Source organism: Bradyrhizobium sp. BWC-3-1, assembly GCF_032917965.1.
GTDB classification, from domain to species: Bacteria; Pseudomonadota; Alphaproteobacteria; order Rhizobiales; family Xanthobacteraceae; genus Bradyrhizobium; species Bradyrhizobium canariense_D.
The window spans coordinates 5,551,990-5,576,313 of sequence record NZ_CP136625.1; the positions used below are offsets into that span (position 1 = coordinate 5,551,990).

Consider the following 24,324-nt stretch of genomic DNA (forward strand, 5'->3'; position numbering starts at 1 on the left):
CTGCGTTTACGTTACGCATTTCAAATTGGCCTCAGCGTCGCCGGTGGCAAGGCTTGCTCGCAACGTCTAACAACGACTAACGAGCCAAAAACCCCATCCGATGCAATGATGACGGCAGAACCGCGCAGCCAGATCGGGAACACGCAATGGCACGTCTGCTTTCGGTCAATGTCGGCCTGCCGCGCGACGTCGCTTGGCAGGGTCGGACCGTCCACACCGGCATCTGGAAGGCACAGGTCACAGGCCCGCGCAGGGTGCGCCGGCTCAACATCGATGGCGACGGCCAGGGCGATACGGCCGGTCATGGCGGCGAACATCGTGCCGTATTCGTCTATCAGGATGAATCCTATCGGTACTGGCAGGAGCATCTGGGTCGATCGAACCTCGTTCATGGCCAGTTCGGCGAGAACTTTACGGTCGAGGGCCTCGCCGACACCAACGTGTGCATCGGAGACCGCTACAGGATCGGCTCCGCGGTGTTCGAAGTGACGCAGCCGCGCGTCACCTGCTACCGTCTCGGCATTCGCATGGACGAGCCGGACATGGCCGCGCTGCTCGTCAGGCACGGGCGGCCCGGATTCTATTTCCGTGTGATCGAGGAAGGCGACGTCGAAGCCGGTGACGAGATCACACAGATCGCTGTGGGACCCGAGCGCATGAGCGTGTTCGAGATCAATGCGCTGCTTTACCTGCCGCCTCATCCGCGCGAACGCCTAGAGCGCGCGCTGCGGATTCCCGCGCTGAGCCGCGGCTGGCGCCGTTCTTTCGAGGCGCTGCTCGAGCAGCAGAAGGACAACAAGACCGCGGGAAACGCCGGGCTTGGGCCGGCGGCGAGCCCAGCTCCGGCCTGGCGCGGATTCCGCTCCTTTCGCGTGGCGCGAAAGATCGCCGAAAGCGGCAACGTGACGTCGCTGATCCTCGAACCCGCCGACGGACATCCCGTGGCGGCCGCCCTGCCCGGTCAATTCGTCGTCATCAAGCTCGAGCCCTCCGGTGCGCAGGCGATGACACGCAGCTATTCGCTGTCGGGCGGCGCCGATGCCGCGTCCTATCGCGTCAGCATCAAGCGCGAAGTTCACGGCGCCGCCAGCCGTTACATTGCCGACGAGCTGCTGGCCGGCGCTGCCGTGCAACTAGGTGCGCCACGCGGCAGTTTCACGCTCCGGCAAGATGCACGCCCCGTCATCCTGTTGAGCGCCGGCATCGGCGTCACCCCTTTGCTCGCAATGCTTCACGCGCTCGCCGCCGAAGCGACGACGCGGGACGTGTGGTGGCTGCACGGCGCTCGCAATGGCCGCGAACATGCGTTCGCCGCCGAGGCGCGCGAATTGCTAGGTGGGCTCTCTCGTCACCATAGCCACGTCTGCTACAGCGCGCCTGACCCGGACGATCGTCTCAATGTGGCGTTCGACACAGCCGGACATCTCGACGCACGCCAGCTCCAGACCCTGAGCGTGCCGCGTGACGGCGATTTCTATCTGTGCGGACCGGCAGGTTTCATGAACGATCTGAAAGCTGGCCTCACCACGTTGGGCGTCGCACCGGATCGCATCCACACCGAATTGTTCGGCGCCGGACCGTCCTTGACGCCCGGCATAGCGTCCTCCCCGCAGAAGCGGGCGCACCCGCCGATCGGTGCCCCCGGCCCCGGCCCGATGGTTTCGTTCGCCCGGAGTGGCCTCAATGTCCGCTGGGGACCATCCTATGCCAGCCTGCTGGAATTGGCCGAGGCGTGCGACGTCCCCGTGCGCTGGTCGTGCCGGACCGGCGTCTGCCACAATTGCGAGAGCGGGTTGATCGCGGGGACGGTTGACTATGCGCCGGATCCGCTCGATCCGCCGGCGGACGGCAATGTCCTGATCTGCTGCTCACGACCCCGAAACGACGTCGTGGTTGATCTGTAAAAGTGGGAGAGCGCAATGCGACCTGACATGATGCCGGGAGTAACCTTCCCGGATTACGAACTCAGCGACCACACCGGCAAGCACCGGAAGCTCTCCGAACTGCAGGCGGGCGATCCAATGGTGCTCGTGCTCGGCCGCGGCGGATTTTGTCCCAAGGATCGTCGCCAGGCCGAAGGCTTGCTGCAACTCCATCGCGAGATGGAGGTGGGCTATTGCCGGATGGTCACGATCACGACCGACAACATCACCCAGACCAGCGAATATCGCAGCGGCGTCGGAGCGCACTGGCCCTTTCTCTCGGATTCGCGGCGCCTCGTTCAGAAGGATCTCGACATCGCCGAATACACCGACCCCGTCCACAATCCGATGATTCCGCACGTGATCGTGCTCGAGCCCGGCCTCGTCATTCACAAGATCTACAACGGCTACTGGTTCTTCGGCCGTCCAACCGTCGAAGAGCTCCGCCAGGACCTCAGGGCAGTCGGCATGAAGTGCCGGCCGGATTGGGACATCGCGGCGCCCGGCCTCAGGGCACTGTGGGACCAGGGCCGCAGGGAGCATTTTCATCCCTACGGCAAGGCTTACGTCGAAACTCTCGGCGAACGGGATTAGAACCACATTCCGACATCGTCCGCTCGGGCGAATGCCGGTTCGGAATGTGGATGATCCAGATGAAGACCAATCCCGCGCCCCGTGCCGACCGCATGGGCGCGCGCCAGATCTACGAAGTCCTGCGGGATCAGATCATGGCACGGGTGTACGGGATCGACGGGGTGCTGCCGTCCTCCCGCGCGCTGGCCGGTGAGATGGGCGTGGCGCGCTCGACCGTCACGATCGCCTACGAACAGCTCGCCGCCGAAGGCTTCATCGAAACACGCCATGGCGCGCGACCGCGCGTGGCTCGCGCCGTCGTCGAGCGAGGACGCACGCGCGTAGTGTCGCGGCCGTCGGCGCGGAAGGTGCGGCTGTCGGCCTTCGGGAACCGGTTGCTTCAAGACCCGCCGCGCTGGTCCGAGCCGCCGCGCGGGCTGGTCGCGAACTTCCGCTATGGCGAGCTCGCGCCGTCGGATTTCCCGGTACTGGCATGGAAAAAGGCCGTGACCGCTGCGATGGCGCGCAAGCCCGAGCGGCTGGCCTATGACGATCCCTGCGGGGCGCTGCGGCTGCGGACCGCGCTTCAAGGCTATCTCTGGCGGTCGCGTAGCGTCCGCTGCGAGGTCGATCAGATCGTCGTCGTCAACGGCTCGCAGCAGGGCCTCGACATCTGCGCGCGCCTGCTGCTCGATGCCGGCGACCGCTTCGTGATGGAGGATCCCGGCTACCAGATGGCGCGGCATACTTTCGCAGCGACGGGCGCCGAGACGATCCCGATTCCCGTCGACGTGGATGGACTGGAGACAGCGCGGCTCGATGGCGTCGAAGCCCGCCTCGCCTATGTCACGCCGTCGCACCAATATCCGCTCGGCGTCATGCCGATCGGCCGCCGGCACCAATTGCTCGCCTGGGCCAGGGCAAACGACGCCTACGTGATCGAGGACGATTACGACAGCGAGTATCGCTACGATACCAAGCCGATCCCGCCGCTGCACGCGCTGGAAGGCGGCGGCAATGTGATCTATCTCGGCACCGTCTCCAAGACGCTCTCGCCGACCTTGCGGATCGGCTTTCTGGTGGTGCCCTCCGCCCTGCGATCCCTGATCGCCGCCGCCAAGCAGATCATGGACCGGCACACGCCGCTGATCGAACAGGACGCTCTCGCGTCGATGCTGGAAAGCGGCGCCTATGACGGCCACATCAGGCGCGTGCGCCGGCGCAACGCCGAACGCCAGCGGGCGCTGCTCGACGCGCTTCGCCGCAGGTTCGGGGACCGCGTCCGGATCGAGGGCACGGCCGCCGGCCTGCACATCGTGGCGTGGTTCGACGACGTGCCGCAGAAGCGAGAGGACGCGTTGATCAAGGCGGCCCGTGCAAAGGGCGTCGGCATCTATTCCGTCTCTGCGCTGTTCGTCGGACCTCGCCGACCGCGGAAGACGGTCGGCCTCGTCATGGGCTATTCGGCATTGGAGGTGGCACAGATCGAGCGCGGCTGCAGGCTTCTCGCACAAGCCGTCGCCGAACTGGACCGATCAAATAGACGATAACTGGCAGTTTCTTACAGGCCAGATTCCGGCTATCTCCAGAGCAAAACCGGAGATAGACATGTACATCCCTCCCGCCTTCAAGGACGACATCGAGAGCATCCGAGCGACCATTCGCGGCGCCCGCCTCGCCAGCCTGGTCACGGCCACCAGCGAAGGCCCCGTCGCCACGCCGCTGCCGCTGCTTCTCGACGAGAGCGAAGGCGAACATGGCGTGCTGTACGGACATGTGGCGAAAGCCAACCCGCAATGGAAACTGCCGCCGATCGGAGATGCGCTGGCGATCTTCAGCGGTCCCGACGCCTATGTGACGCCGTCCTGGTACGCGACCAAGCAGGAAACCGAAAAGGTCGTGCCGACCTGGAACTACGTCGCGGTGCATGCCTACGGCCCGGTCGAATTCTTCCAGGAGCCCGAGCGCCTGCTCGACGCCGTGACGCGGCTCACGAATAGGCATGAAGGATCGCGTGCAAAGCCGTGGGCCGTTACCGATGCCCCCGAAGATTTCATCGCAACTCAGCTGCGCGGAATCGTCGGCGTGCGCATTCCCGTCGTGCGGTTCGAAGGCAAGCGCAAGATGAGCCAGAACCGTCCCGAGGCTGACCGTGTCGGCGTCGCGCAAGGTCTCGCAGCGAGCGAGAACGCTGGTGATCGCGAGGTTGCGCCATTGATTCCGGTTCCGGTTTAGTGGCCACTTGGTTCCCGACACTCGCTGTCGGGAACCATCGTCCTGTCAGGTTCGTTGATACATTTCAGCAAGCATCTCCTGACGGAATTCCTATGTGCCGCTGGATCGCATACCGGGGCGAGACCACGTCCTTCGAGCCCTATGTCACCGAGCCCGAGCATTCGCTCATCGCGCAAAGCATCCGCTCGCTCCAGTCGACGGCGGGCTCGAATGGCGACGGCTTTGGTCTCGGCTGGTACGGTGAGCATCCGGAGCCTGGTCTTTATCGTGAAACACGCCCCGCTTGGTCGGACGAAAATCTCCGCTACCTCTGCCGCCATTTGCGCTCGCATCTGTTCTTCGCCCATGTGCGCGCCGCCACCGGCACGGCAGTGACGCGGCAGAACTGCCATCCCTTTGCCTGCGGCCAGTGGATGTTCATGCACAATGGTTTCGTCGGCAGCTGGAATCGCCTACGGCGCAAGGTCGAGGCGCTGATCCCCGATGCCTACTACCCCTCGCGGACAGGCACGACCGATTCGGAAGCCGTGTTTCTCGCCATGATGGGCGCGGGTCTCGACGCCGATCCGCTCGGCGCAACGCATCGCGTGCTGCGAGCCCTCGTCGGCCTCGTCAACGAAGGCGAGCTTCGTGAGCGGCTACGCTTCACCAGCGCCCTCGCCAACGGCCGGGATCTCTATGCCTTCCGGGTTGCGGTCAACGATGCCGCCAACACGCTCTATTTCCGCGAGGCTGGCGGCCAAGTCATCGTCGTCTCCGAGCCGTTCGACAAGGAAACAGACTGGACGGAAGTGCCCGCGAATCACGCGCTGGTCGCACGTGCGTCCGAGAGCGCGAAAATTGTTCCGTTCGATCTTGCCCTTTCCAGTGAGGTCGACGCGGAACCCGCTCCTGCCAGAAGGATTATCGCCCGCGGGTAAATACCTTGGCCGGGTGGCACGATGACATTGGCGTCAGACGTCTTGAAACTGCTGCGGCTCGATTCCTCCGAGGACAGGCAGCACCTCGTCATTCGCTCGGCCGGCGGACGCGGCAAGGCTGCGGAATATTCGTTCGGTATCGAGGAGGAATACTTCCTCGCCGATCGCCGCAGCCTGGAGGTCGCGATCCAGACCCCCAATGAGCTATTCGAATCTGCGAATTGGTCGACAGGCGGCCAGGCGATGCGGGAGATGTTACAGTCGCAGCTCGAGGTCGCCACCAACGTGCATGTCGACGTCGCCGACGCGCGCGAAGAGCTTCGCTTCCTGCGTCGCGAAGTCGCAAACGTCGCGGCACAATACGGCTTCGTGATCATGGCCTGCGGCACGCACCCGACCGCGGTCTGGCGCATGTCGCAGCCGAGCCCGAAGCCACGCTACGAGGAGATGATTGAGGATCTGCGCAGCATCGGCCACCGCAACCTGATGTGCGGCATGCACGTGCACGTCCAGTTGCCCGATCCCGAAAAGCGCATGGCGGTGATGCGAGCGATGCAGCCGCATCTGCCCTTGTTCATCGCCCTGTCGGCCTCCTCCCCGTTCTGGAATTCACACAAGACCGGACTGAAGGGCTATCGGCTCGCCGCCTATTCCGAGCTGCCGCGCACTGGCCTGCCCGAATTATTCGAGAGCCGGCAGGATTACGACGAATATGTCGGCGCGTTGCAGCGCTCGGGCGTCATCCCCGATGAAAGTCACATCTGGTGGGCCATGCGCCCCTCGATGAAGCACCCGACCCTCGAGCTGCGTGCGCCCGATACCTGCACCTTCGTCGACGACGCCGTTGCCATTGCCTCGCTCTATCGCTGCCTGACCCGCTATCTCTACCTGCGACCTCATCTCTCGAAAGAGGTCACCGCGGTCGAACGCGCAATTGCGGTGGAAAACAAATGGCGCGCCCAGCGCTACGGCACCGATTGCATCTTTGCCTCCAAGGACGGGCCGGTCGAGATCTCCGAGCTGCTCTCCCGTGTGATCGAGCACATCGCCGAAGACGCCGCCGCGCTGAACTGCATGGCCGAGGTCGAACACTGTCGCACCATCGTCGAACGCGGCAGCTCGGCCGAATTCCAGCTTCGCGCCTTCCGCGACAATGCGGAAGACATCGCCGCCGTGTCGCGCTGGATCGCAGACGCGACGATCTCGGGCACGAGCACCCCCGCCGCAGGCGTTCCCGCGCCTTCATAGCGCCCGCGCAAGCTTCGGGAGCAACAATGTCGGTCCTGAATGCGTAAGGTCGCGGAGAGAACGATGAATCACGTCAAATGTTGCGCTGGCTGTGGCCATGGCCTCATTCCGATGCTCTCGGCCAAAGGGCGCGCGGAGCTCAGCTGCCTCTGGTGCGAGCTCATCGAGGCGCGTGCAGTGGACATGGCGAAGTGGGCTGACGGCCCGTACGGCAAGCCCGAGCGGACCGTCCGTCGAGCTTTCGAATGAACGGCTTCAGCCACCCGGCCGCCGACTTCTCCTGATCGGCGCAGCTGCGCATCCGCGCCAGAATGCCGCCAAATTAGACAAGACACGTCTCGTCACCAGGATTGCAGACTGGGCGAACATGGCCATGCAGGCTGGTCAAGCGCGTCATCTAACCTCAAGTGCAACCTCGATTTTTCATTGCGTGGCGGCGAGTCGCAAAGCCTTGCGTGCCGCGCACCGCCTCGAATGGCCTAAAATTCGCAAGGCAGCATCAGGCCTGATCCCCTGCTCTCAGCAAGATGCGTGCGCCGAGACAGGGTGAGCGGGCCAGATCGGAGAATGCCATGAACGTGCATGCCACCGGCGATCCCAAATTCACCGGCCTCACCCGCCCGGACGGCGCGCCCCTTCGCCTCAACGATCAGGAGTTCGTGGCGATCGATCGCGACCGGAATGCGAAGTTCGAGGCAACGTACCGGCCGCAGGCCCTCTACAATCGCGCCAACGAGGGTTTCCACGCCAACAACGAAACCTTCCTGCTGCACGAGGTCGCGACCAATCTGCCGATCTATCTGCCCGACACCGGCCCTACCGACTTCCATCTTCATCTGCCGCCGGGCGGCTTTCAGCTCGTGCTGGTCACGTCGGGCGCGTTCACGTTCGACTATGACGGGCGCTTCTATAATGTCGGCCCCGGCGCGGTGATGCTGCAAAGCGCGATCGTGCACCGACAGCTGTTCTACACCTGGTCGGGACTGTCGACCGAAGAGAATCTGAAGACGCCGCAGACGGTGGTGCCGGATCCAATCTCGATGGGCTATTCGGGCAAATTCCTCGAAGCCTTCATCACTGACCCGACGACGTTTCCAAACCCGACCATCGTCGGTCCGGACCAGATCAACGAAGCCGAGACGCCGCGGGTGGCATGGAGCCACTCTCGGCATGATCGCCCGGTCGATGCAGGCTTCTGGCTCCAGGACCCCTTGGCGCTGGATGCGCTGTTCAAGCCGCTCACCGACAGCCCGATCAAATCGGCCATGCCGGTTTACGTGCGCGATATCGGGATCGAGGCTCCGAGCGGTCACCTCGTCGCCGGCCACATCATCGCAACCGATCCGCGCGGCCAATCGCTCTTGTCCAAGAGCACGTCGTCAGCGGCGGACACCACATGTTTCGCCAAGGGCGAGGTCGTGATCTACCGCGTGATCCGCGGCACGGCCGAATTCAGGAACAAGACTGGCGAGACCTTTGAGCTCGCGGCCGGCGATGTGGTGACGGCGGGCAAGAACGCCACAAGCCTCGTCGGTGTTGGTGAGAACACGCAGGTCCTTCGGCTCGGCCTTCTCAAGGGCATGAACGACCTCCGCAGCTGGACGCCGACGCAACGCGACGAGATCGACGGCCTCGCCGGTCAGATCATCACGCAGAAGGACATCCGTCCGCTGCGCACCGAGGGCAAGCCGGTCGGATACCTGTACGGCTGAGCGGAGTTACTCCGCCGCTTGGCGGACGTGGCGGGCGGTCGGGGTGCGCATGGTGACGAGCTCTTCGGACGCGGTCGGATGCAGCGCGATCGTCGCGTCGAAATCGGCCTTGGTCGCCTTCATCTTCACCGCAATCGCGACTGCCTGCGTGATCTCGGCTGCGGCATCGCCGACGATGTGACAGCCGAGCACACTGTCGGTTGAACCATCGACGACGAGCTTCATCAGCACGCGGGTATCGCGGCCCGACATCGTCGCCTTGATGGGCCGGAACGTGGTCTTGTAAATGTCGATATGGCTGAATTGCGCGCGGGCTTCCGTCTCGGTCAGGCCGACGGTGCCGACCTCCGGCTGCGAGAACACGGCGGTCGGGATGTTGGCGTGATCGACCTGCACCTCGCGCTTGCCGAACACGCTGTCGGCGAACGCATGGCCCTCGCGGATCGCAACCGGCGTCAGGTTGAAGCGATGGGTGACGTCGCCGATCGCGTAGATGCTGTCGACCGAGCTCTTGGAGAAATGGTCGACCGCGATGCCGCCGTTCCGCGGGTTGATGGCGACGCCGGCCTTCTCCAGGCCGAGATTGGCGACCGCGGGATGGCGGCCGATCGCGAACATCACCTGGTCGGAGGCAAGGCTCGATCCGTTCGACAGATGCGTGGTGAATTCCTCGCCGTGCCGATCGACCTTCGTCACCGTGCAGCCGGTCAGGATGGTGATGCCCTGCTTCTCCATCTCGGCGCGGACATGGGCGCGAACATCCTCGTCGAAGCCGCGAAGAATGTTGTCGCCGCGATAGATGACTGTGACGTCGGAGCCGAAGCCGGCGAAGATGCCGGCGAACTCCAGCGCGATGTAGCCGCCGCCCTGGATCACGATCCGCTTCGGCAGCTTGGCCAGGTGAAACGCCTCGTTGGAGGAGATCACGTGCTCGATGCCGGGAATCGGAGCGCCGTGATTGGGCGCGCCGCCGGTGGCGATCAAAATGTATTTTGCAGTGATCTTCCGGTCGTTCTCGAGCAGGCGGACGGTGTGCTTGTCCTCGATCACCGCGCGGCTCTTGACGATTTGCGCGCCCGACTTCTCGACATTGGCGGCGTAAGCCGCCTCCAGACGCGCGATCTCCTTGTCCTTGTTGGCGATCAGCGTCGGCCAGTCGAAGGTCGCAGACGGAACGGTCCAGCCAAAGCCGGCGGCGTCCTCGATCTCATGGCGGAAATGCGAGCCGATGACGAACAGCTTCTTCGGCACACAGCCGCGGATCACGCAGGTCCCGCCCATGCGGTACTCTTCCGCGATCATGACGCGGGCGCCGTAGCCGGCCGCGATGCGGGCGGCGCGCACGCCGCCCGAACCGCCACCGATGACAAAGAGGTCGACGTCGAATTCAGCCATTGTCCACTCCGACCTCTTTCAGAACATGATCCGGATTCCGATCAGATAGGGACTGTCAGATCTCCTTGCCACGCTTGCGCATCTCGGCGCGGAAGGCACCCATCACGGTCTCGGAGAAGTTCTGAGCCCAGGAGTTCATGAAGGCCATGCTCAGCCCGATCGCGCGCGGCTCGGCTTCGATCAGCTTCTTGCCCAGCGGCGACTTGTAGAAGGTGACGAGATCCTTCAGCTCCTGCTCGGTGAACTCGCTGGCATAGACCTGCGCCATGCCTTCTCCGATCTCCTTTTCGCGGCCTGCCAGCTGCTGGTTGACGACCCCGGCGACCTCGGTGAGATCCTTCTGATAGTTGAGGTTCTGCTGGATCAGCGCGATCCTGGTCTTATCGACCAGGCCGGGCACGGCGTTGGCATACATCGCACTGGCGTTCTTGATCGCGAGGATCTCCTTGGCGGCCGCGATGGCCGTCGGCGACGATTTCGGCGGAGCCGCCTGCTGGGCCCCGGCCGGGGCGACCGAGAGGGCCAGTCCCACAGCGAGGGTCGCGACCGGCAACAATTTCAAAACGCTCTTCATTCCTAGTCTCCTTTCGGCTTTCGCCGTTCAATCACGCGAATTCCCTCGCCACCCGCCAAGACAGCCGAGCTGGCCAAGCCGATGAACAAACCATGCTCGACGACGCCGGGGATCGCGCTCAACGCCGTGGCGAGGCGGGCGGGATCCTCAATCTTTTCGAGCTGGGCATCGAGGATCCAGTGGCCGCCATCGGTGACGAAAACGTGGCCGTCCTTGCCGTTGCGGACCGCCATCTGCCCGGAAACGCCGCATTCCGCAAACGCCTTCTCGATCGCGCGACGCGTTGCGCCGAGCCCGAACGGGATGACTTCGACCGGCAGCGGAAAGCCGCCGAGTGTCGGCACCCATTTGGTGTCGTCGGCAATCACGATCATGCGATCCGAGGCGGCCGCCACGATTTTCTCGCGCAACAGCGCGCCGCCGCCGCCCTTGATCAGATTGAGTTCGGGATCGATCTCGTCGGCGCCGTCGACGGTGATGTCGAGATGATCGATCTCATCCAGCGTGGTCAGCGGCACGCCGCAGCGGATTGCATCGAGACGCGTCGCCTCGGAGGTCGGCACGCCGATCACTTTCAGTCCGGCGCGGACCCGCTCGCCGAGCAGCTCGACGAAATGTTTTGCAGTCGAGCCGGTACCGAGCCCGAGCTGCATGCCGTCACGGACGTCCTCGAGGGCGCGCGCCGCAGCCTGCCGCTTCAACTGGTCCATGTTCACGTTTGCGCCGTCCCTGAATTACGAGTGTTAGGCTTGCGGCGGCCTGTGTAGCCTCGTTTTCCCTCGGAGAACAGGGTCTGGGGGAACAGGCCTCCGGACCCACCTTATAAGGTGATCTTATGGCTTCGGCCCTTGCGCGGGCGGGGCCGGGCCGGTAGCGCTGGACCATGACCCCCTCCCACACCATCGTCTTCGATCTCGACGGCACGCTTGTGGATACCGCGCCCGACCTGATCACCGCGCTCAATTACGTGCTCGAGCGCGAAGGGCTGCCGCCCGTGCCGATGGCCTCGGCCCGCAACATGATCGGCGCCGGCGCCCGCAAGCTGATCGAGCGGGGGCTGGAGGCCGAGGGCCGCAGCGTCACGGTGGCCGACACGGACCGGATGACGGCCGATTTCATCGGCTATTACGCCGACAATATCGCCGTCGAATCCCGGCCCTTCGAGGGTCTGGAGGCCGCGCTCGACCATTTTGCAGCCCAGGGCCATCGCCTTGCGGTCTGCACCAACAAGCTGGAATGGTTGTCGAAGCGCCTGCTGGATCAGCTCGACCTGAGCCGGCGCTTCGCCGCGATCTGCGGCGCTGACACTTTTGGCGTCCAGAAGCCCGATCCGACCATTTTCCGGGAAACGGTGGCGCGGGCCGGCGGCGAGGTGAAAGCCAGCATCATGGTCGGCGACGCCGGACCCGATGTCGGCGTGGCCCGGCGCGCCGGAGTTCCCGTGATCGGGGTCAGCTTCGGCTATACGGACGTCCCGATTGCCGAGTTGAAGCCGGACCGGCTGATCCATCACATGCGCGACCTGCCGGCAGCCGCCAGCAGCCTGATGACCGCGCAGGCAGGTCTCAAGTAGCTGAGATAGCTTAGTTATTCCACGGAATCCCGCTTTAACCATCTACTAACGATGTGCGGCCGGCCGGTTGCTCGTTCGGAACGACACTCCTAAGTTTGTCCGGGGATGTGGCGGTTCGTCGCAGTAGAAGTGGATGGTCATGCGTCGTGTCATTGCGATTGCGCTAGCTGGGGTCAGTCTCTTGGGAGCAGCGACCCTTGCCGGCTGCTCCTCGATGTCTTCGACGTCCTGGGACATGTTCAAATCGGCCCCGCCGACCGTGCAGGTCCGGCTCGAATCCAATCCCCCGGGTGCTGACGCCACGACCTCACTGGGTGCCGGCTGCAAGACGCCCTGCTCCGTCGCGGTTCCCGCTCCCGACGCCCCCTTCACGGTCGCTTTCGCGCTGCCAAAATACCAGCCGGTGAGCGTACCGGTGAATGTCATCAGAAATCCCGGCGACTTCACCACGCCCGCCTCGATCACCACCGACCCCAACCCGATTTTCGCGGAGCTCCAGCCGGCCGTTCCGCCAAAACCGGTCCGCAAGCCGCACCGCCCGAAGAAACCGAAACCGGCGGCGGCCGCGGTCGCCCCGGCTGCTGCCGCACCGGCTGCGGGCTCGCCTTTCCCCGATCCTAACGCGGGCATGCGCTGACCTCCGTCATCCCCCAATTGTCTCTGACGCATTCGATGCTTAGATTGCTTCCAGGACACCGCTGAAGCAAAACTGCTCGCGTTGCCGCAAGTGACAAGGCATTTGGTATGAACGGACTTTCCGCGAGCCCCCTGTCGAGCACGATGACCGATCCGTTCGGACGGACCATCTCGTATTTGCGCGTCTCCGTCACCGACCGCTGCGACCTGCGCTGCTTCTACTGCATGTCGGAAGACATGACGTTCCTGCCCAAGGCGGACCTGCTGACGCTGGAGGAACTCGATCGGCTCTGCTCGGCCTTCATTGCCAAGGGTGTGAAGAAGCTGCGGCTCACCGGCGGCGAACCGCTGGTCCGCCGTAACGTGATGACGCTGGTGCGCTCGCTGTCGCGGCACCTCAAGAGCGGCGCGCTGAGCGAGCTGACGCTGACCACCAACGGCACCCAGCTTGCGAAACATGCCAGCGAACTCGCCGATTGCGGCGTCCGCCGCATCAACGTTTCGCTCGACACGCTCGATCCGCAGAAGTTTCGCGAGATCACCCGCTGGGGCGAGATCGACAAGGTGCTGGAAGGCGTCGAGGCGGCACGCGCCGCGGGCCTCGCGGTCAAGATCAACGCCGTGGCGCTGAAGAACCTCAACGAGGATGAACTTCCCGACCTGATGCGCTGGGCCCACGGCAAGGGCATGGGGCTGACGCTGATCGAGGTCATGCCGATGGGCGAGATCGGATCGGGACGAATCGACCAATATCTGCCGCTGTCGCTGGTGCGCGCGCGCCTTGCCCAGCAGTTCACGCTGACCGATCTGGCCGAGAGCACCGGGGGGCCGGCGCGCTATGTCAGCGTCGCCGAGACCGGCGGCAAGCTCGGCTTCATCACCCCGATGACCCATAATTTCTGCGAATCCTGCAATCGCGTGCGCGTCACTTGCACGGGAACGTTGCACACCTGCCTCGGCCACGAGGATGCCTCCGATTTGCGCAAACCTCTGCGTGCATCGGACGACGATTCGCTGCTTGCGGATGCGATCGACCGCGCCATTGGGCTGAAGCCCAAGGGCCACGATTTCATTATCGACCGCCGCCACGACCGCCCCAGCGTCTCCAGGCACATGAGCGTCACCGGCGGCTAACATCGGCTGGCCGGCCGCGGCTTATTCCCCTTAACTATCAACAAACTTCCGATTGACTGGCGGCACGCTCGCTGGTTTGGTGCGGCAGCCTCATGCCTGCGCGGCGAGACAAGCCAACGCGCCCACTCGGCGCAGTCAAGACGGCCGGGGCAAATCGGGGAGGACCAATCTTGCAAGCGCTCCTGAAGCTGAGCAATGGAATTGACGCGTTCACAGGTTGGACGGGCAAACGTCTGGCTTGGCTGATCCTGCTCGCCGTCGTCATCTCGGCGCTGAATGCGATCATCCGAAAGACATTGGACACGTCCTCCAACTCGTGGCTCGAGCTGCAATGGGTGCTTTTCAGCATCGTGTTCCTGCTGTGCGCGTCCTGGACGCTGCTCGACAACGAGCACATCCGGATCGACATCTTCAATAGCATGATGCCGAAACGGGCTCGCAACATCATCGACATCATCGGGCACATCTTCTTCCTGATCCCGCTGACCGTTGTCATGATCGTGACCGGAATACCGTTCTTCCTGCGCTCGCTCCAGATCAACGAGCAATCCGGCAATGCGGGCGGCCTGCCACAATGGCCGGCAAAAGCGCTGATCATGATCGGCTTCGCCCTCCTGCTCGTTCAAGGCATATCCGAGCTGATCAAGCGAATCGCGATCATGCGCGGCATGATCCCGGACCCACACGAGTCGCAGGTGTCCGCACTGGAGGCCGAGGTCGAGCACCTCGTCGAAGCGATCGAAAAGAAGTAGCCGTTGGCGACGGTTTAGGGGGAAGTCATGACCGCGTTTATTATCGCCAATCTGGCGCCCATCATGTTCGCGACGCTCGTGATCGTGCTGCTGCTCGGCTACCCGGCAGCATTTTCGCTCGGCGCCGTCGGCCTGTTCTTCGCCATCATCGGCGTTCAGCTCGGCCAATTCCACCCGGACTTTCTCCAGGCCCTGCCGGAGCGCGTCTACGGGGTCATGAACAACGACACGCTGCTCGCCATTCCCTTCTTCACCTTCATGGGACTGGTGCTCGAGCGCTCCGGCATGGCGGAGGATCTGCTCGACACCATCGGCCAGTTGTTCGGCACCATCCGCGGCGGCCTCGCCTACGCGGTGGTGTTCGTCGGCGCGCTGCTTGCGGCGACCACCGGCGTCGTGGCGGCCTCGGTGATCTCGATGGGCCTGATCTCGCTGCCGATCATGCTGCGCTACGGCTACGACCGCCGCGTGGCGACCGGCATCATCGCGGCCTCCGGCACGCTGGCGCAGATCATTCCGCCGTCGCTCGTCCTGATCGTGATGGCCGACCAGCTCGGCAAGTCGGTCGGCGACATGTACGAGGGCGCGTTCATTCCGGGCCTGGTGCTCGCCGGCCTCTATGCGGGTTACGCGTTCCTCGTGACCATGATTTTCCCGAAGGCGGCGCCTGGTCTTCCCAAGGAGGCGATCGGCTTCCGCGAGGAGAGCGGCGACCGCGGCCTCAAGTCGCTCGGCGTGCTGTTCCTGGCGAGCTGCGTCTTCGGCTGGTTCATGATGCGGAATTCGGAGACACACGGCGCCGACTTCGTCGTGCTCAGCATGTTCTTCGGCATCCTCTTCGCGTTCTTCGTCGCCATCGCGAACTGGGTCCTCGACAAGCTGACGGGCTACCGCTTTCTCTCGAAGATGGCGCAACAGACCACCTTCGTAATGGTGCCGCCGCTATTCCTGATCTTCCTGGTGCTGGGCACGATCTTCATCGGTGTCGCGACGCCCACCGAAGGCGGTGCGATGGGTGCAGCCGGCGCCCTCATTCTCGGAGCCGCGAAGCGGCGGCTGACCTGGGACCTGATCCGTCAGGCTACCGAATCGACGGCGAAGCTGTCCGCGTTCGTCGTCTTCATCCTGGTCGGGGCACGCGTGTTCTCGCTCACCTTCTACGGCGTCAGCGGCCACGTCTGGGTCGAGCACCTGCTGACCTCCCTGCCCGGCGGCCAGATCGGCTTCCTGATCTTCGTCAACGCCTTCGTCTTCGTGCTGGCGTTCTTCCTCGACTTCTTCGAACTCGCCTTCATCGTGATCCCGCTGCTCGGGCCGGCTGCCGAGCATCTCGGCATCGACCTGATCTGGTTCGGCGTCATCCTGGGCGTCAACATGCAGACGTCGTTCATGCATCCGCCGTTCGGATTTGCGCTGTTCTATTTGCGCTCGGTCGCGCCGAAGGAACGTTATACCGATCGCGTCACCGGCAAACGCATGGAGCCGGTCACGACGGGACAGATCTATTGGGGTGCGGTGCCGTTCGTCGTCATCCAGATGATCATGGTGCTGCTCGTGATCATGTTCCCGTCGATGGTGATGCACTACAAGGGCGTGCAGTCCACCGTCGATCCCAACAGCATCAAGATCGATATTCCCCAGATCGATCTGCCGCCGCTCGACTTCGGCCAGCCGAAGCAATAGCGCCCGGCCCGCCTGCAAAAAAGAACCCGGAGCGAAAGCTCCGGGTTTTTTCGTTTGGGCCGATCGTGCGCTCTGCGATCAGCTCTGCGAGTTGCGCGCCATGAAGTTGTCATAGCCGACTTCGGCGACCTGGAACCACTGATATCCGTTGTTCGAGAACGCGGTCAGCGATTCGTAGACCTTCTTGAAGTCCGCGTTGGTAGCCGAGACTTCGGTGTGCAGCTCCTTTGCCGCCTTGAAGCAGGCTTGCATGACCTCGGGCGAGAACGGATGCAGCTTGGCGCCGGCTGCGAGCAGGCGCCGCAACGCCGGTGGATTGGACTGGTCATACTTCGCCATCATCCAGTTGTTGGCGTAGTGCCCCGCCTGCTCGAGGATGCTCTGATAGTGCTTCGGCAGCGCGTTCCACTTGTCCTGGTTGACGAAGGCCAGAAGCATCGGCCCGCCTTCCCACCAGCCCGGGAAGTAATAATGCGGCGCGACTTTCACGAAGCCGAGCTTCTCGTCGTCATAGGGCCCGACCCATTCCGCGGCGTCGATGGTGCCCTTCTCCAGCGCCGGATAAATGTCGCCGCCGGCGATCTGCTGCGGCACCGCGCCGAGCTTGGCCATCACCTTGCCGGCGAAGCCGCCGATGCGGAATTTCAACCCGCTGAAGTCCTGAGGCGTCTTGACCTCCTTGCGGAACCAGCCACCCATCTGACAGCCAGTGTTGCCGGCAAGCAGCGAGACGACGTTGTACTTCTTGTAGAACTCGTTGAGAATCTCCCTGCCGCCGCCCAGCATGTACCAGGCCTGGTTGATGCGCATGTTCGGTCCGAACGGCACGGCCGAGCCGAAGGTGAAGGTCGGGTCCTTGCCGAAATAATAATAAGACGCGGTGTGGCCGATTTCGCAGGTGCCGTTCTGCACGGCATCGAGCACCTGAAGGCCCGGCACGATCTCGCCGCCGGCAAATGTCTGAATCTGGAATTTGTTGTCGGTCGCTTCCGCGACCATCTTGGCCATCATCTCGGCGCCGCCATAGAGCGTGTCGAGCGATTTCGGCCAGCTCGTCGGCATGCGCCATTTGATCTCGGGCGTCGTCTGCGCGATCGCTGGAGCGGCGAGCGTGGCGACACCCGCCGCACCAAGCCCGGTGACCTTGATGAAATCTCGTCTTTTCATGATGTCCTACCCTGATGGATTGTGACGATGGGCCTTCTTGCCGAGGCTTGGAGGCCAGCATGGAACATGTGTCGTCCGATTTCCATCCCTCACGATGTGAGGGACGAAAATGCCCAGCTCCCGCGCCATTGTCCTACGACTTTAGGCTTAGACGGCCGCGGCCCTGGCCGTTCCCATCACGCCCGCCTCGGCCGGGCATGACGGGCGCGCCGGGCACGTGACAAGCGCCGGAAACACGGGCATACCGCGCCATTCCCCCAACCTAAGGCCGCCACGCATGTCGCGATCCTACCCTGCTCCATCGCTCGTTGGTTCGTTGATCGCGTCGCTCTGGCTGGGATGTGCGGCAATGCCGGCGCATGCTGAGCTGAGCGCGAATGTCATGGCCGACGTCCATGCGTTGGCGCAAAAAGAGCAGCAGCCGCTGCTCGACACGCTGCGCGATCTCGTCAGCATCGAATCCGGCAGCAAGGATGTCGAAGGTCTGAACCAGATCGCCCAGCGCGTTGCCGGCCAGCTCAAGCAGCTCGGCGGCACGGTGGAGATCCTCGAACCCACCGACGTCTATCGCCTCGACGACACACCCGAGAAGATCGGCCCGGCCGTACACGCCGTATTCAAGGGCACCGGCAGCAAGAAGATCATGCTGATCGCCCACATGGACACCGTGTACCTGAAGGGCATGCTGAAGGATCAACCGTTCCGCATCGACGGCGACAAGGCCTACGGCCTCGGCATTGCCGACGACAAGCAGGGCGTCGCGCTCATTCTTCATACCGTGGCGTTGCTGCAGAAGCTGAGCTTCCGGGACTACGGCACGCTCACGGTGCTCACCAATGGCGACGAGGAGATCTCCTCACCGGGCTGGCGCAGCACCATCACCAGGTTCGCTGCGGATCAGGATGTGGTGTTCTCCTTTGAAGGCGGCGGTACCGACGGCACGCTGCGGCTGGCCACCAGCGGCATCGGCTCGGCCTATCTCACGGTGCAGGGCAAGTCGTCACATGCAGGCTCACGGCCCGAGGGCGGTGTCAACGCGCTGTACGAACTCTCCTACCAGCTGCTGCAGATGAAGGACCTGTCCAAACCAGAGCAGGGCCTGAAACTGAACTGGACGGTCTCCAAGGCCGGCACCAACCGCAACGTGATCCCCGCGGAGGCCACGGCCCAGGCCGACGCACGTGCACTTAAGGTCGCCGATTTCGACGAGCTCGAGAAGACACTGCAGGCGAAGATCAAGAATCACCTGCTGCCCGAGTCCAAGGTCGAGCTGAAATTCGAGGTGCGCCGTCCGCCGCTGGAGGCCAACGACGCCTCACGTCGAGTCGCGGCCCACGGCAAGACGATCTATGAGGAGATCGGACTGCCTCTCAAAGTCGACGAGAAGGCGACCGGCGGCGGCACCGACGCGGCGTTTGCCGCACTCAAGACCAGCGGAGCCGTGGTCGAAGGCATGGGTCTGTCGGGCTTCGGCGCGCATTCCAACGATGCCGAATATGTGCAGCTCAACAGCATCGTGCCGCGGCTTTATCTGACCACACGCATGATCATGGATCTGTCCACCGGCAAGCTGAAATAGCCCGATCTTCCTTCTCTCCTCACGTCCGCCGAAGCCTTGGCAAAGGCGGATGTGGGAGAAAGTGGCGCGTCAGCGCAGCGCCGCGTTCAAATCAACGTCGCCTGACTTCTCTGCCAGCCTGAACCGCAGCGTGAACTGCGCGCCGCCGCCCGGAAGATTCTCCACCGCAACCGTCGCCGCGTGATCATCCGCCACGGCGCGCACGATCGACAGCCCGAGGCCGGCGCCGTCGCTGCGCTGGCGGTCGGCGCGCCAGAAGCGGTGGAAGATCAATTCGCGCTCGGCTTCCGCGATTCCCGGCCCGCAATCGCGCACGCGCACCGCGCCATCCTCGCTCACATCGACATCGACCGACGTGTCCATTGCCGTGAACTTGATGGCGTTTTCGGCGAGATTGAAGATCGCGCGCTGGAGCATCACCGAATTGCCGTGGATCAGCACCGGCGCCTCGGTGCCCCTCAGCGCGATATCCTTGTGCTGTGCGATCGCGAGCGGCGCGATCGAACCGACCACCTCGGCGCAGACCGCGCGCAAATCCGCGGTCTCGCCGGGATCGAGCACCAGCGTGTCGAGCTCGGCGATCTCCAGTAGCTGCGCGACGATGCGGCTCATGCCCTCGATGTCCGCATGCAGCGCATGCCGTGCGGCGCCATCGCCGAGCGTCTCGATCCGCGTGCGCAGGATCGCGAGCGGCGTGCGCAATTGATGCGCGGCGTCGGCGGTGAACTGCCGCTGCACCCGAAAGCCGTCCTCGAGGCGGTCGAGCGCCTGGTTGACGGCGGTGACGAGCGGCATGATCTCGCGCGGAATCTGCTCCGTCGGCAGACGGATGTCCGTGCGCGCCGGGCCGATATTGCTCGCCTCCTCGGAGGCCTTCCATAGCGGCGCAACAGCGCGGCGAAAGATGATGATGTCGATGCCGAGCAGGACCAGCAGGATCGGAATGGTGATCCATCCGACCCGCCGGAAGAAGTTCGATACGATGTCGTCGATGATGACGTCGCGGTGCGCGAGGTCCTCCGCGACGCGAATGCGTATCACCTTGCCGTCGATGGTGCGGGTGACTCCGGCCCCGGAAATCGTTTCGGAGAGCGGCGGTGGCGCGGCCGCCGCAGTGCCGGTCTTGCGCCGCGACGAAAACAGCAGATTCCCCCCGGCATCGCGAATGTCGTACTGGTAGCGGCCATAGGCTTCTGAATAAAGGCCCTTGAGACTGTCCGGCAGGTTGAACGTCAGCAGCCCGTCGGGCTGGGCGACGATGCGCTCGGCCAACACCTCGGCCTGCGCGCGCATGGCATCGCGATGCAGCTGGTCGATCTCTGAATTGAGCAGCCAGAACAGCACCAGCGGCAGGAAGATCGCGACCACCGCGACCGCCACGATGTGCAGGAACACGATGCGCCAGATCAGCGATTTGAACGTCGGCGACCTCCCATGGATCCCGGCGCGGAATCCGGCGTGAGATCCGATCCGGGCCACGCTATTTCTCCTCGGCCATGAGATAGCCGACGCCACGGATGGTGTGGATCACGACCTTGGCGCCATGCTCGGCGAGCTGCTTGCGCAGCCGCGAGACGTAGACCTCGACCGCGTTAGAGGCGACCTCGCCATCGAGGCCGAAGATGTGGTCCTCGACGTTCTTCTTCGGTACCACCCGCCCCTGCCGGCGCAGCAGGATCTCGAGCACCGAGGTCTCGCGCGCGGAGATGATGCGCGGCTGGTCGTCGACGAAGATCTGGCGGCTCTCGGTGTCATAGACGAGGTTGGCGAGGCGCAGCGAGCGGCCAAGCAACTGGCCCGGACGGCGCAGGATCGCCTCCAGTCGCGCCACCAGCTCCTCCATCGCGAACGGTTTTGCGAGATAGTCGTCGGCGCCGCTGCGCAGGCCGCTGACACGATCTTGCAAGCCGCCGCGCGCGGTCAGCACCAGCACCGGCAACGGCTCCATCTGCCGGCGAAGCTCACGCAGCACCGACAGGCCATCGCCGTCGGGTAGTCCGAGGTCGAGGATCATCGCGGCATAGCTGACGCTGCTGACCGCCTCGCGCGCTTCGGCAGCGCTGCCGACGATGTCGCTCTCATAGCCGGCCGCCGACAGCCCGCCGGCAACGAGCCGCGACAGCTCGGCATTGTCCTCGACGATCAGAAGGCGCATCGCATTTTCCCGCGGGATGTTCCGGTGTCACCGCACGGCTTCCGCCGCATCTTCGCTGTCTTCCATCATCCGGGGCATCTCGGCCAGCGAAAAAGCACCCGGCGGGCCGGCCGCTCCCTTCCGTCAGGTTCCTGTAAGCCAGTCCGGGCACGAGCGGATGAGGTCGCGGATGGCCCGGGAATTTACCTCCTTGGGCCCCGCCGCCGTCGGCCCTGCCGAGGAACGAACACCCCCGCGAACCGTTCAACTCAGCTGCAACATTTCTCATTTGATGGGGCGTCGTGCAGACCACCTAAGGTAATGCGGATGCGCCTTGCACGACGAACACGTTCCAGCTCCCTTCTATCCGATTGCTTGAGCGCCATCACGCGACATCCAGGCGCCGCTGCGTTTGCTGCCGCAGGTACCCTCGTTGCGGCTACCGCAATCATAAACCGGCGGCTCGCGAACAAAGCGAAACGCGATAATCCTCCGCAGGGTCGGTTCATCGACGTAGAGGGGGTTCGCCTGCACTATTTGGAACGCGGCAGAGGCAAGCCGCTGGTCTTGTTTCACGGCAATGGCAGCATGGTCCAGGATTTCGTCTCGAGTGGATTGATCGATCTCGCAGCCGAGAACTACAGGGTCATGGTGTTCGATCGTCCCGGTTTTGGGCATAGCTCGCGGCCAAGGCGCGTCGTCTGGACTCCGGATGCCCAGGCGGACCTGTTCAAGAAGGCCCTCGATCAATTGGGCGTCTCTCAAGCGATTGTCCTTGGCCATTCATGGGGAGCGTCGGTTGCGGTTGCGCTGGCGACAAGACATCCTTCGTTCGTGCAGGCTCTCGTGTTGGCCTCGGGCTATTATTTCCCGACTCCCCGCGCGGACAGCGCGGCGTCGGTGCTGTCCGCCCTACCGGTGGTCGGGGACGTCATCAGCTCCACGATTTCGCCGCTAGCCGGTCGGATGATGTGGCCCGCGATGTTGCGCAAGCTGTTTGGCCCCCGGCCGGTCCCGAACAAGTTCGCCGGCTTTCCGAAAGAAATGGCGTTGCGCCCATCACAGATGCGGGCCACAGCGGCCGAAGCGACGATGTTGATCTCCGCCGCATTCTCAGGTTCGAAGACTTATGCAGAACTCAAGATGCCGACGATCATTATCGCGGGCCAGAACGATCGTCTGATCGATATCAAGCAGTCGGTCAGGCTGCATGGCGAGGTCAAGCAGAGCAAATTGCACCGGATCGACGGAGCGGGACACATGATTCATCATTCCGCAACCGCTGATGTGATGGCGGCCATCGACGAAGCTGCTGCCGAGGCCGTGTTGACCCATGGACGGGAAGGCCCAGGCGTTTCGCGAAGCAACGCGTAATCGCTCACGAACAACGCCGCTGATCGCCGTCGGCGAACCTCACGGCTCGTTTGCGGAGGATCGCTTCTGAGCCAACTCGGGCGCGGGACCACACTTCAACCCGCCCTCTCGGTCGAACGGAGACCTTTTCGACCGGGTATGGTATCTGTCGATCGCCCGTTGGCCGAGGTGCCGATTGGTCAGATAAAGCGGGAAAACGAAGCACAATGGTTCCTAGCCAGGTGACGATGCCCTTGTGGCACGAAAAGCACCTCCGGGCTGCCACTCGCGCCGCCGGTGTCGCTCTATGGTCCTGGAACGTTGATACCGACGCCATCACCATGGATGAACCCGCGTACGACCTTTGGGAGGTGCCCAAGGGCGAGCAGAAAATTATGTTCGAGATACTGTCCAAGAACGTCCACCCCGCCGATCTCGAGAGGGTGAGATCGGCATTTGCCGCTACTCGCGCAGTCGTAGGCTCTTACGAGATAGATTTTCGTATTCTGACCGGCAGCGATATCCGTTGGATTTCCGCGCGGGGCCAGGGCGACGATGCCGACATCGCGGATCGAACGATGTTCGGTATTTTCCTGGACGTCACCCAACGCAAGCAAGCCGAGGAAGCCAACGAGCTCCTGGCGGGCGAGATGAGCCACCGGCTGAAAAACCTTCTCACCGTCGCAACGGCGCTGACGCAAATGAGCTCACGCTCGGCAGCATCAAAAGAGGATATGGCCCAGGAGCTGACCAGTCGCCTGATGGCTCTTGGACGTGCTCAGGACCTTGTGCGCCCGGTACCGGGACGAAATAGAAAAGGGACGCTTCTCGGAGACCTCATCTCTGTTCTGCTTGCGCCGTACGATGAGGAAGGAGCCAGCGTTCGTATTCGTGTCTCGGTCCCCAAGATGAACGTGGGAGAGGCTTCCAGCACAGCACTCGCCTTGGTGATGCATGAACTGGCAACCAACTCTGCGAAATACGGTGCGCTGTCCCTTTCAAGTGGCACCCTGGACGTATCGTGCAACGCTCACGAGGACGAGGTCGTGGTCAAGTGGACGGAGCGGGGTGGTCCCCCCGTTGTCGCTCCAACAAAGCTCGAAGGCTTTGGAAGCCAGTTGGTGCACCGAAGTATGGCCGCCCAGCTTGGCGGGACTATAACTTTTGACTGGTCGGAAGAGGGTGTGGTGGTCATCCTGCGCATGAGCAAAGACCGTCTTGCGAATTGATGTTGAGCTGATTTCCCGCGCCCACTCCTGTCACCCGTCTGCGATTGGCCCTTGGCTTTACTTCGTACGACGCTCCTGAAAAGCCTCTCTGAGTTCGGCCAGTTCATCGCTTGTCGCTCCCAATTCCACATCGGCACGGCTTGCAGGTAAATCCCTGTAAGCAATCGGCTGATCGAACTGGCTGGCCGTAAAGTCGTACCGCCGACCACCGATGCGATTGTAAAAATGGTCGCCGGCCGGCAGCGGCGTCCTCAGCAACTCGCCGCCGAAGAGCTCGTGAATCAGCAGCGAGGTGACGTTGCATTGCCCTGCCGCCGGATTGCTCGCCGTCCATTGACTGGCGGTTGCCAACGACCAGGCCTTGCGCAGCGCGCTTTGAACCTCATCGGGATCGAAGCTCATCATCAACCCCAGGCCAGCCGCCGAGGCGCTCATTTCGGATTTTGCGATAATGCCTTTATGCCACTGTTTTGCCCGACGAGTCAAACGATCTCGCTGAAGCACG

The 24,324-nt window shown here is 63.4% G+C and carries 22 protein-coding genes; 15 read left to right on the forward strand and 7 right to left on the reverse strand.

The window, feature by feature from the left end; translation table 11 throughout:
* Positions 1-146 precede the first annotated feature (146 nt).
* The 7 genes from RX329_RS27140 (at position 147) to RX329_RS27170 (ending at position 8,610) form a co-directional block, all read left to right on the forward strand.
* A complete protein-coding gene (locus RX329_RS27140) occupies positions 147-1,904 on the forward strand; it encodes an MOSC and FAD-binding oxidoreductase domain-containing protein (RefSeq protein WP_317244479.1) in 1,758 nt (585 codons plus the stop codon).
* 15 nt (positions 1,905-1,919) lie between these two features.
* A complete protein-coding gene (locus RX329_RS27145; RefSeq protein ID WP_026233787.1) occupies positions 1,920-2,516 on the forward strand; it encodes a redoxin domain-containing protein in 597 nt (198 codons plus the stop codon).
* Between the two features lie 50 nt (positions 2,517-2,566).
* Positions 2,567-4,045 carry a PLP-dependent aminotransferase family protein gene (locus RX329_RS27150; RefSeq protein WP_317244480.1) on the forward strand — a complete coding sequence of 493 codons (1,479 nt, stop codon included), beginning with the start codon at positions 2,567-2,569 and terminating at the stop codon, positions 4,043-4,045.
* A 58-nt stretch (positions 4,046-4,103) separates the two neighbouring features.
* Positions 4,104-4,730, forward strand: coding sequence for an FMN-binding negative transcriptional regulator (locus RX329_RS27155; protein WP_018459369.1), 627 nt, complete (start codon positions 4,104-4,106; stop codon positions 4,728-4,730).
* A 92-nt stretch (positions 4,731-4,822) separates the two neighbouring features.
* Entirely contained in the window at positions 4,823-5,650 is an 828-nt protein-coding gene (locus tag RX329_RS27160; RefSeq protein WP_317244481.1) for a class II glutamine amidotransferase, read from the forward strand.
* Positions 5,651-5,671: 21 nt separating this feature from the next.
* Positions 5,672-6,898, forward strand: coding sequence for a carboxylate-amine ligase (locus RX329_RS27165; RefSeq protein WP_143273417.1), 1,227 nt, complete (start codon positions 5,672-5,674; stop codon positions 6,896-6,898).
* Between the two features lie 572 nt (positions 6,899-7,470).
* Positions 7,471-8,610 (forward strand): hypothetical protein, encoded by a 1,140-nt coding sequence (locus RX329_RS27170; protein ID WP_317244482.1) that lies wholly within the window; start codon positions 7,471-7,473, stop codon positions 8,608-8,610.
* 6 nt (positions 8,611-8,616) lie between these two features.
* On the opposite strand, the gene gor is transcribed toward RX329_RS27170, so the two are convergent.
* The 3 genes from gor to rpiA are packed head-to-tail and all read right to left on the reverse strand — an operon-like array spanning position 8,617 to position 11,295.
* On the reverse strand, positions 8,617-10,005 hold the full coding sequence (gene gor / locus RX329_RS27175) for a glutathione-disulfide reductase (protein WP_317244483.1): 1,389 nt from the start codon (positions 10,003-10,005) through the stop codon (positions 8,617-8,619).
* 55 nt (positions 10,006-10,060) lie between these two features.
* Entirely contained in the window at positions 10,061-10,579 is a 519-nt protein-coding gene (locus RX329_RS27180) for a DUF2059 domain-containing protein (RefSeq protein ID WP_085352730.1), read from the reverse strand.
* Between the two features lie 2 nt (positions 10,580-10,581).
* The gene (rpiA, locus tag RX329_RS27185; RefSeq protein ID WP_085352729.1) at positions 10,582-11,295 is read right to left on the reverse strand and encodes a ribose-5-phosphate isomerase RpiA; all 714 of its coding nucleotides are present in this window, start codon (positions 11,293-11,295) and stop codon (positions 10,582-10,584) included.
* A gap of 167 nt (positions 11,296-11,462) precedes the next feature.
* Here rpiA and RX329_RS27190 point away from each other — a divergent pair, with 167 nt between their 5' ends.
* The 5 genes from RX329_RS27190 to RX329_RS27210 all read left to right on the forward strand — a co-directional run bounded on the left by RX329_RS27190 (position 11,463) and on the right by RX329_RS27210 (position 16,357).
* The gene (locus tag RX329_RS27190; protein ID WP_317244484.1) at positions 11,463-12,152 is read left to right on the forward strand and encodes an HAD-IA family hydrolase; all 690 of its coding nucleotides are present in this window, start codon (positions 11,463-11,465) and stop codon (positions 12,150-12,152) included.
* A gap of 139 nt (positions 12,153-12,291) precedes the next feature.
* A complete protein-coding gene (locus RX329_RS27195; RefSeq protein WP_204510891.1) occupies positions 12,292-12,789 on the forward strand; it encodes a hypothetical protein in 498 nt (165 codons plus the stop codon).
* Between the two features lie 107 nt (positions 12,790-12,896).
* On the forward strand, positions 12,897-13,922 hold the full coding sequence (moaA, locus tag RX329_RS27200) for a GTP 3',8-cyclase MoaA (RefSeq protein ID WP_085352728.1): 1,026 nt from the start codon (positions 12,897-12,899) through the stop codon (positions 13,920-13,922).
* A gap of 170 nt (positions 13,923-14,092) precedes the next feature.
* Complete coding sequence (locus RX329_RS27205; protein ID WP_317244485.1) at positions 14,093-14,674, forward strand: TRAP transporter small permease subunit; 582 nt, start codon at positions 14,093-14,095, stop codon at positions 14,672-14,674.
* A gap of 27 nt (positions 14,675-14,701) precedes the next feature.
* Complete coding sequence (locus RX329_RS27210) at positions 14,702-16,357, forward strand: TRAP transporter large permease subunit (protein ID WP_085352727.1); 1,656 nt, start codon at positions 14,702-14,704, stop codon at positions 16,355-16,357.
* Between the two features lie 78 nt (positions 16,358-16,435).
* Here the strand turns inward: RX329_RS27210 and RX329_RS27215 are convergent, their stop codons facing one another.
* Positions 16,436-17,524, reverse strand: a complete 1,089-nt coding sequence (locus RX329_RS27215; RefSeq protein ID WP_085352726.1) for a TRAP transporter substrate-binding protein — start codon at positions 17,522-17,524, stop codon at positions 16,436-16,438.
* 277 nt (positions 17,525-17,801) lie between these two features.
* Here RX329_RS27215 and RX329_RS27220 point away from each other — a divergent pair, with 277 nt between their 5' ends.
* Positions 17,802-19,103 carry a M20/M25/M40 family metallo-hydrolase gene (locus tag RX329_RS27220; protein WP_317244486.1) on the forward strand — a complete coding sequence of 434 codons (1,302 nt, stop codon included), beginning with the start codon at positions 17,802-17,804 and terminating at the stop codon, positions 19,101-19,103.
* A 69-nt stretch (positions 19,104-19,172) separates the two neighbouring features.
* Here RX329_RS27220 and RX329_RS27225 read toward each other — a convergent pair whose 3' ends face one another.
* Both RX329_RS27225 and RX329_RS27230 read right to left on the reverse strand, forming a co-directional pair.
* Positions 19,173-20,582 (reverse strand): sensor histidine kinase, encoded by a 1,410-nt coding sequence (locus tag RX329_RS27225; RefSeq protein WP_317244487.1) that lies wholly within the window; start codon positions 20,580-20,582, stop codon positions 19,173-19,175.
* Between the two features lies 1 nt (position 20,583).
* Complete coding sequence (locus RX329_RS27230; protein WP_007592584.1) at positions 20,584-21,258, reverse strand: response regulator transcription factor; 675 nt, start codon at positions 21,256-21,258, stop codon at positions 20,584-20,586.
* 306 nt (positions 21,259-21,564) lie between these two features.
* Between RX329_RS27230 and RX329_RS27235 the strand changes: the two genes are divergently transcribed.
* Together RX329_RS27235 and RX329_RS27240 are read left to right on the forward strand one after the other, a co-directional pair.
* Positions 21,565-22,611, forward strand: coding sequence for an alpha/beta fold hydrolase (locus RX329_RS27235; RefSeq protein ID WP_247338107.1), 1,047 nt, complete (start codon positions 21,565-21,567; stop codon positions 22,609-22,611).
* A 206-nt stretch (positions 22,612-22,817) separates the two neighbouring features.
* Positions 22,818-23,819: a sensor histidine kinase gene (locus RX329_RS27240; RefSeq protein ID WP_317244488.1), complete on the forward strand. Its 1,002-nt coding sequence runs from the start codon at positions 22,818-22,820 to the stop codon at positions 23,817-23,819.
* A gap of 57 nt (positions 23,820-23,876) precedes the next feature.
* Here the strand turns inward: RX329_RS27240 and RX329_RS27245 are convergent, their stop codons facing one another.
* Positions 23,877-24,221, reverse strand: coding sequence for a hypothetical protein (locus RX329_RS27245; protein WP_085353024.1), 345 nt, complete (start codon positions 24,219-24,221; stop codon positions 23,877-23,879).
* Between the last annotated feature and the right edge of the window lie 103 nt (positions 24,222-24,324).

Coding starts and splice junctions, on each gene's coding strand:
- RX329_RS27140 (WP_317244479.1), top strand. CDS start 147: ATGGCACGTCTGCTTTCGGTCAATGTCGGCCTGCCGCGCGACGTCGCT.
- RX329_RS27145 (WP_026233787.1), top strand. CDS start 1,920: ATGCGACCTGACATGATGCCGGGAGTAACCTTCCCGGATTACGAACTC.
- RX329_RS27150 (WP_317244480.1), top strand. CDS start 2,567: ATGATCCAGATGAAGACCAATCCCGCGCCCCGTGCCGACCGCATGGGC.
- RX329_RS27155 (WP_018459369.1), top strand. CDS start 4,104: ATGTACATCCCTCCCGCCTTCAAGGACGACATCGAGAGCATCCGAGCG.
- RX329_RS27160 (WP_317244481.1), top strand. CDS start 4,823: ATGTGCCGCTGGATCGCATACCGGGGCGAGACCACGTCCTTCGAGCCC.
- RX329_RS27165 (WP_143273417.1), top strand. CDS start 5,672: ATGACATTGGCGTCAGACGTCTTGAAACTGCTGCGGCTCGATTCCTCC.
- RX329_RS27170 (WP_317244482.1), top strand. CDS start 7,471: ATGAACGTGCATGCCACCGGCGATCCCAAATTCACCGGCCTCACCCGC.
- gor (WP_317244483.1), bottom strand. CDS start 10,005: ATGGCTGAATTCGACGTCGACCTCTTTGTCATCGGTGGCGGTTCGGGC.
- RX329_RS27180 (WP_085352730.1), bottom strand. CDS start 10,579: ATGAAGAGCGTTTTGAAATTGTTGCCGGTCGCGACCCTCGCTGTGGGA.
- RX329_RS27190 (WP_317244484.1), top strand. CDS start 11,463: ATGACCCCCTCCCACACCATCGTCTTCGATCTCGACGGCACGCTTGTG.
- RX329_RS27195 (WP_204510891.1), top strand. CDS start 12,292: ATGCGTCGTGTCATTGCGATTGCGCTAGCTGGGGTCAGTCTCTTGGGA.
- moaA (WP_085352728.1), top strand. CDS start 12,897: ATGAACGGACTTTCCGCGAGCCCCCTGTCGAGCACGATGACCGATCCG.
- RX329_RS27210 (WP_085352727.1), top strand. CDS start 14,702: ATGACCGCGTTTATTATCGCCAATCTGGCGCCCATCATGTTCGCGACG.
- RX329_RS27215 (WP_085352726.1), bottom strand. CDS start 17,524: ATGAAAAGACGAGATTTCATCAAGGTCACCGGGCTTGGTGCGGCGGGT.
- RX329_RS27220 (WP_317244486.1), top strand. CDS start 17,802: ATGTCGCGATCCTACCCTGCTCCATCGCTCGTTGGTTCGTTGATCGCG.
- RX329_RS27230 (WP_007592584.1), bottom strand. CDS start 21,258: ATGCGCCTTCTGATCGTCGAGGACAATGCCGAGCTGTCGCGGCTCGTT.
- RX329_RS27235 (WP_247338107.1), top strand. CDS start 21,565: ATGCGCCTTGCACGACGAACACGTTCCAGCTCCCTTCTATCCGATTGC.
- RX329_RS27240 (WP_317244488.1), top strand. CDS start 22,818: ATGGTTCCTAGCCAGGTGACGATGCCCTTGTGGCACGAAAAGCACCTC.
- RX329_RS27245 (WP_085353024.1), bottom strand. CDS start 24,221: ATGAGCTTCGATCCCGATGAGGTTCAAAGCGCGCTGCGCAAGGCCTGG.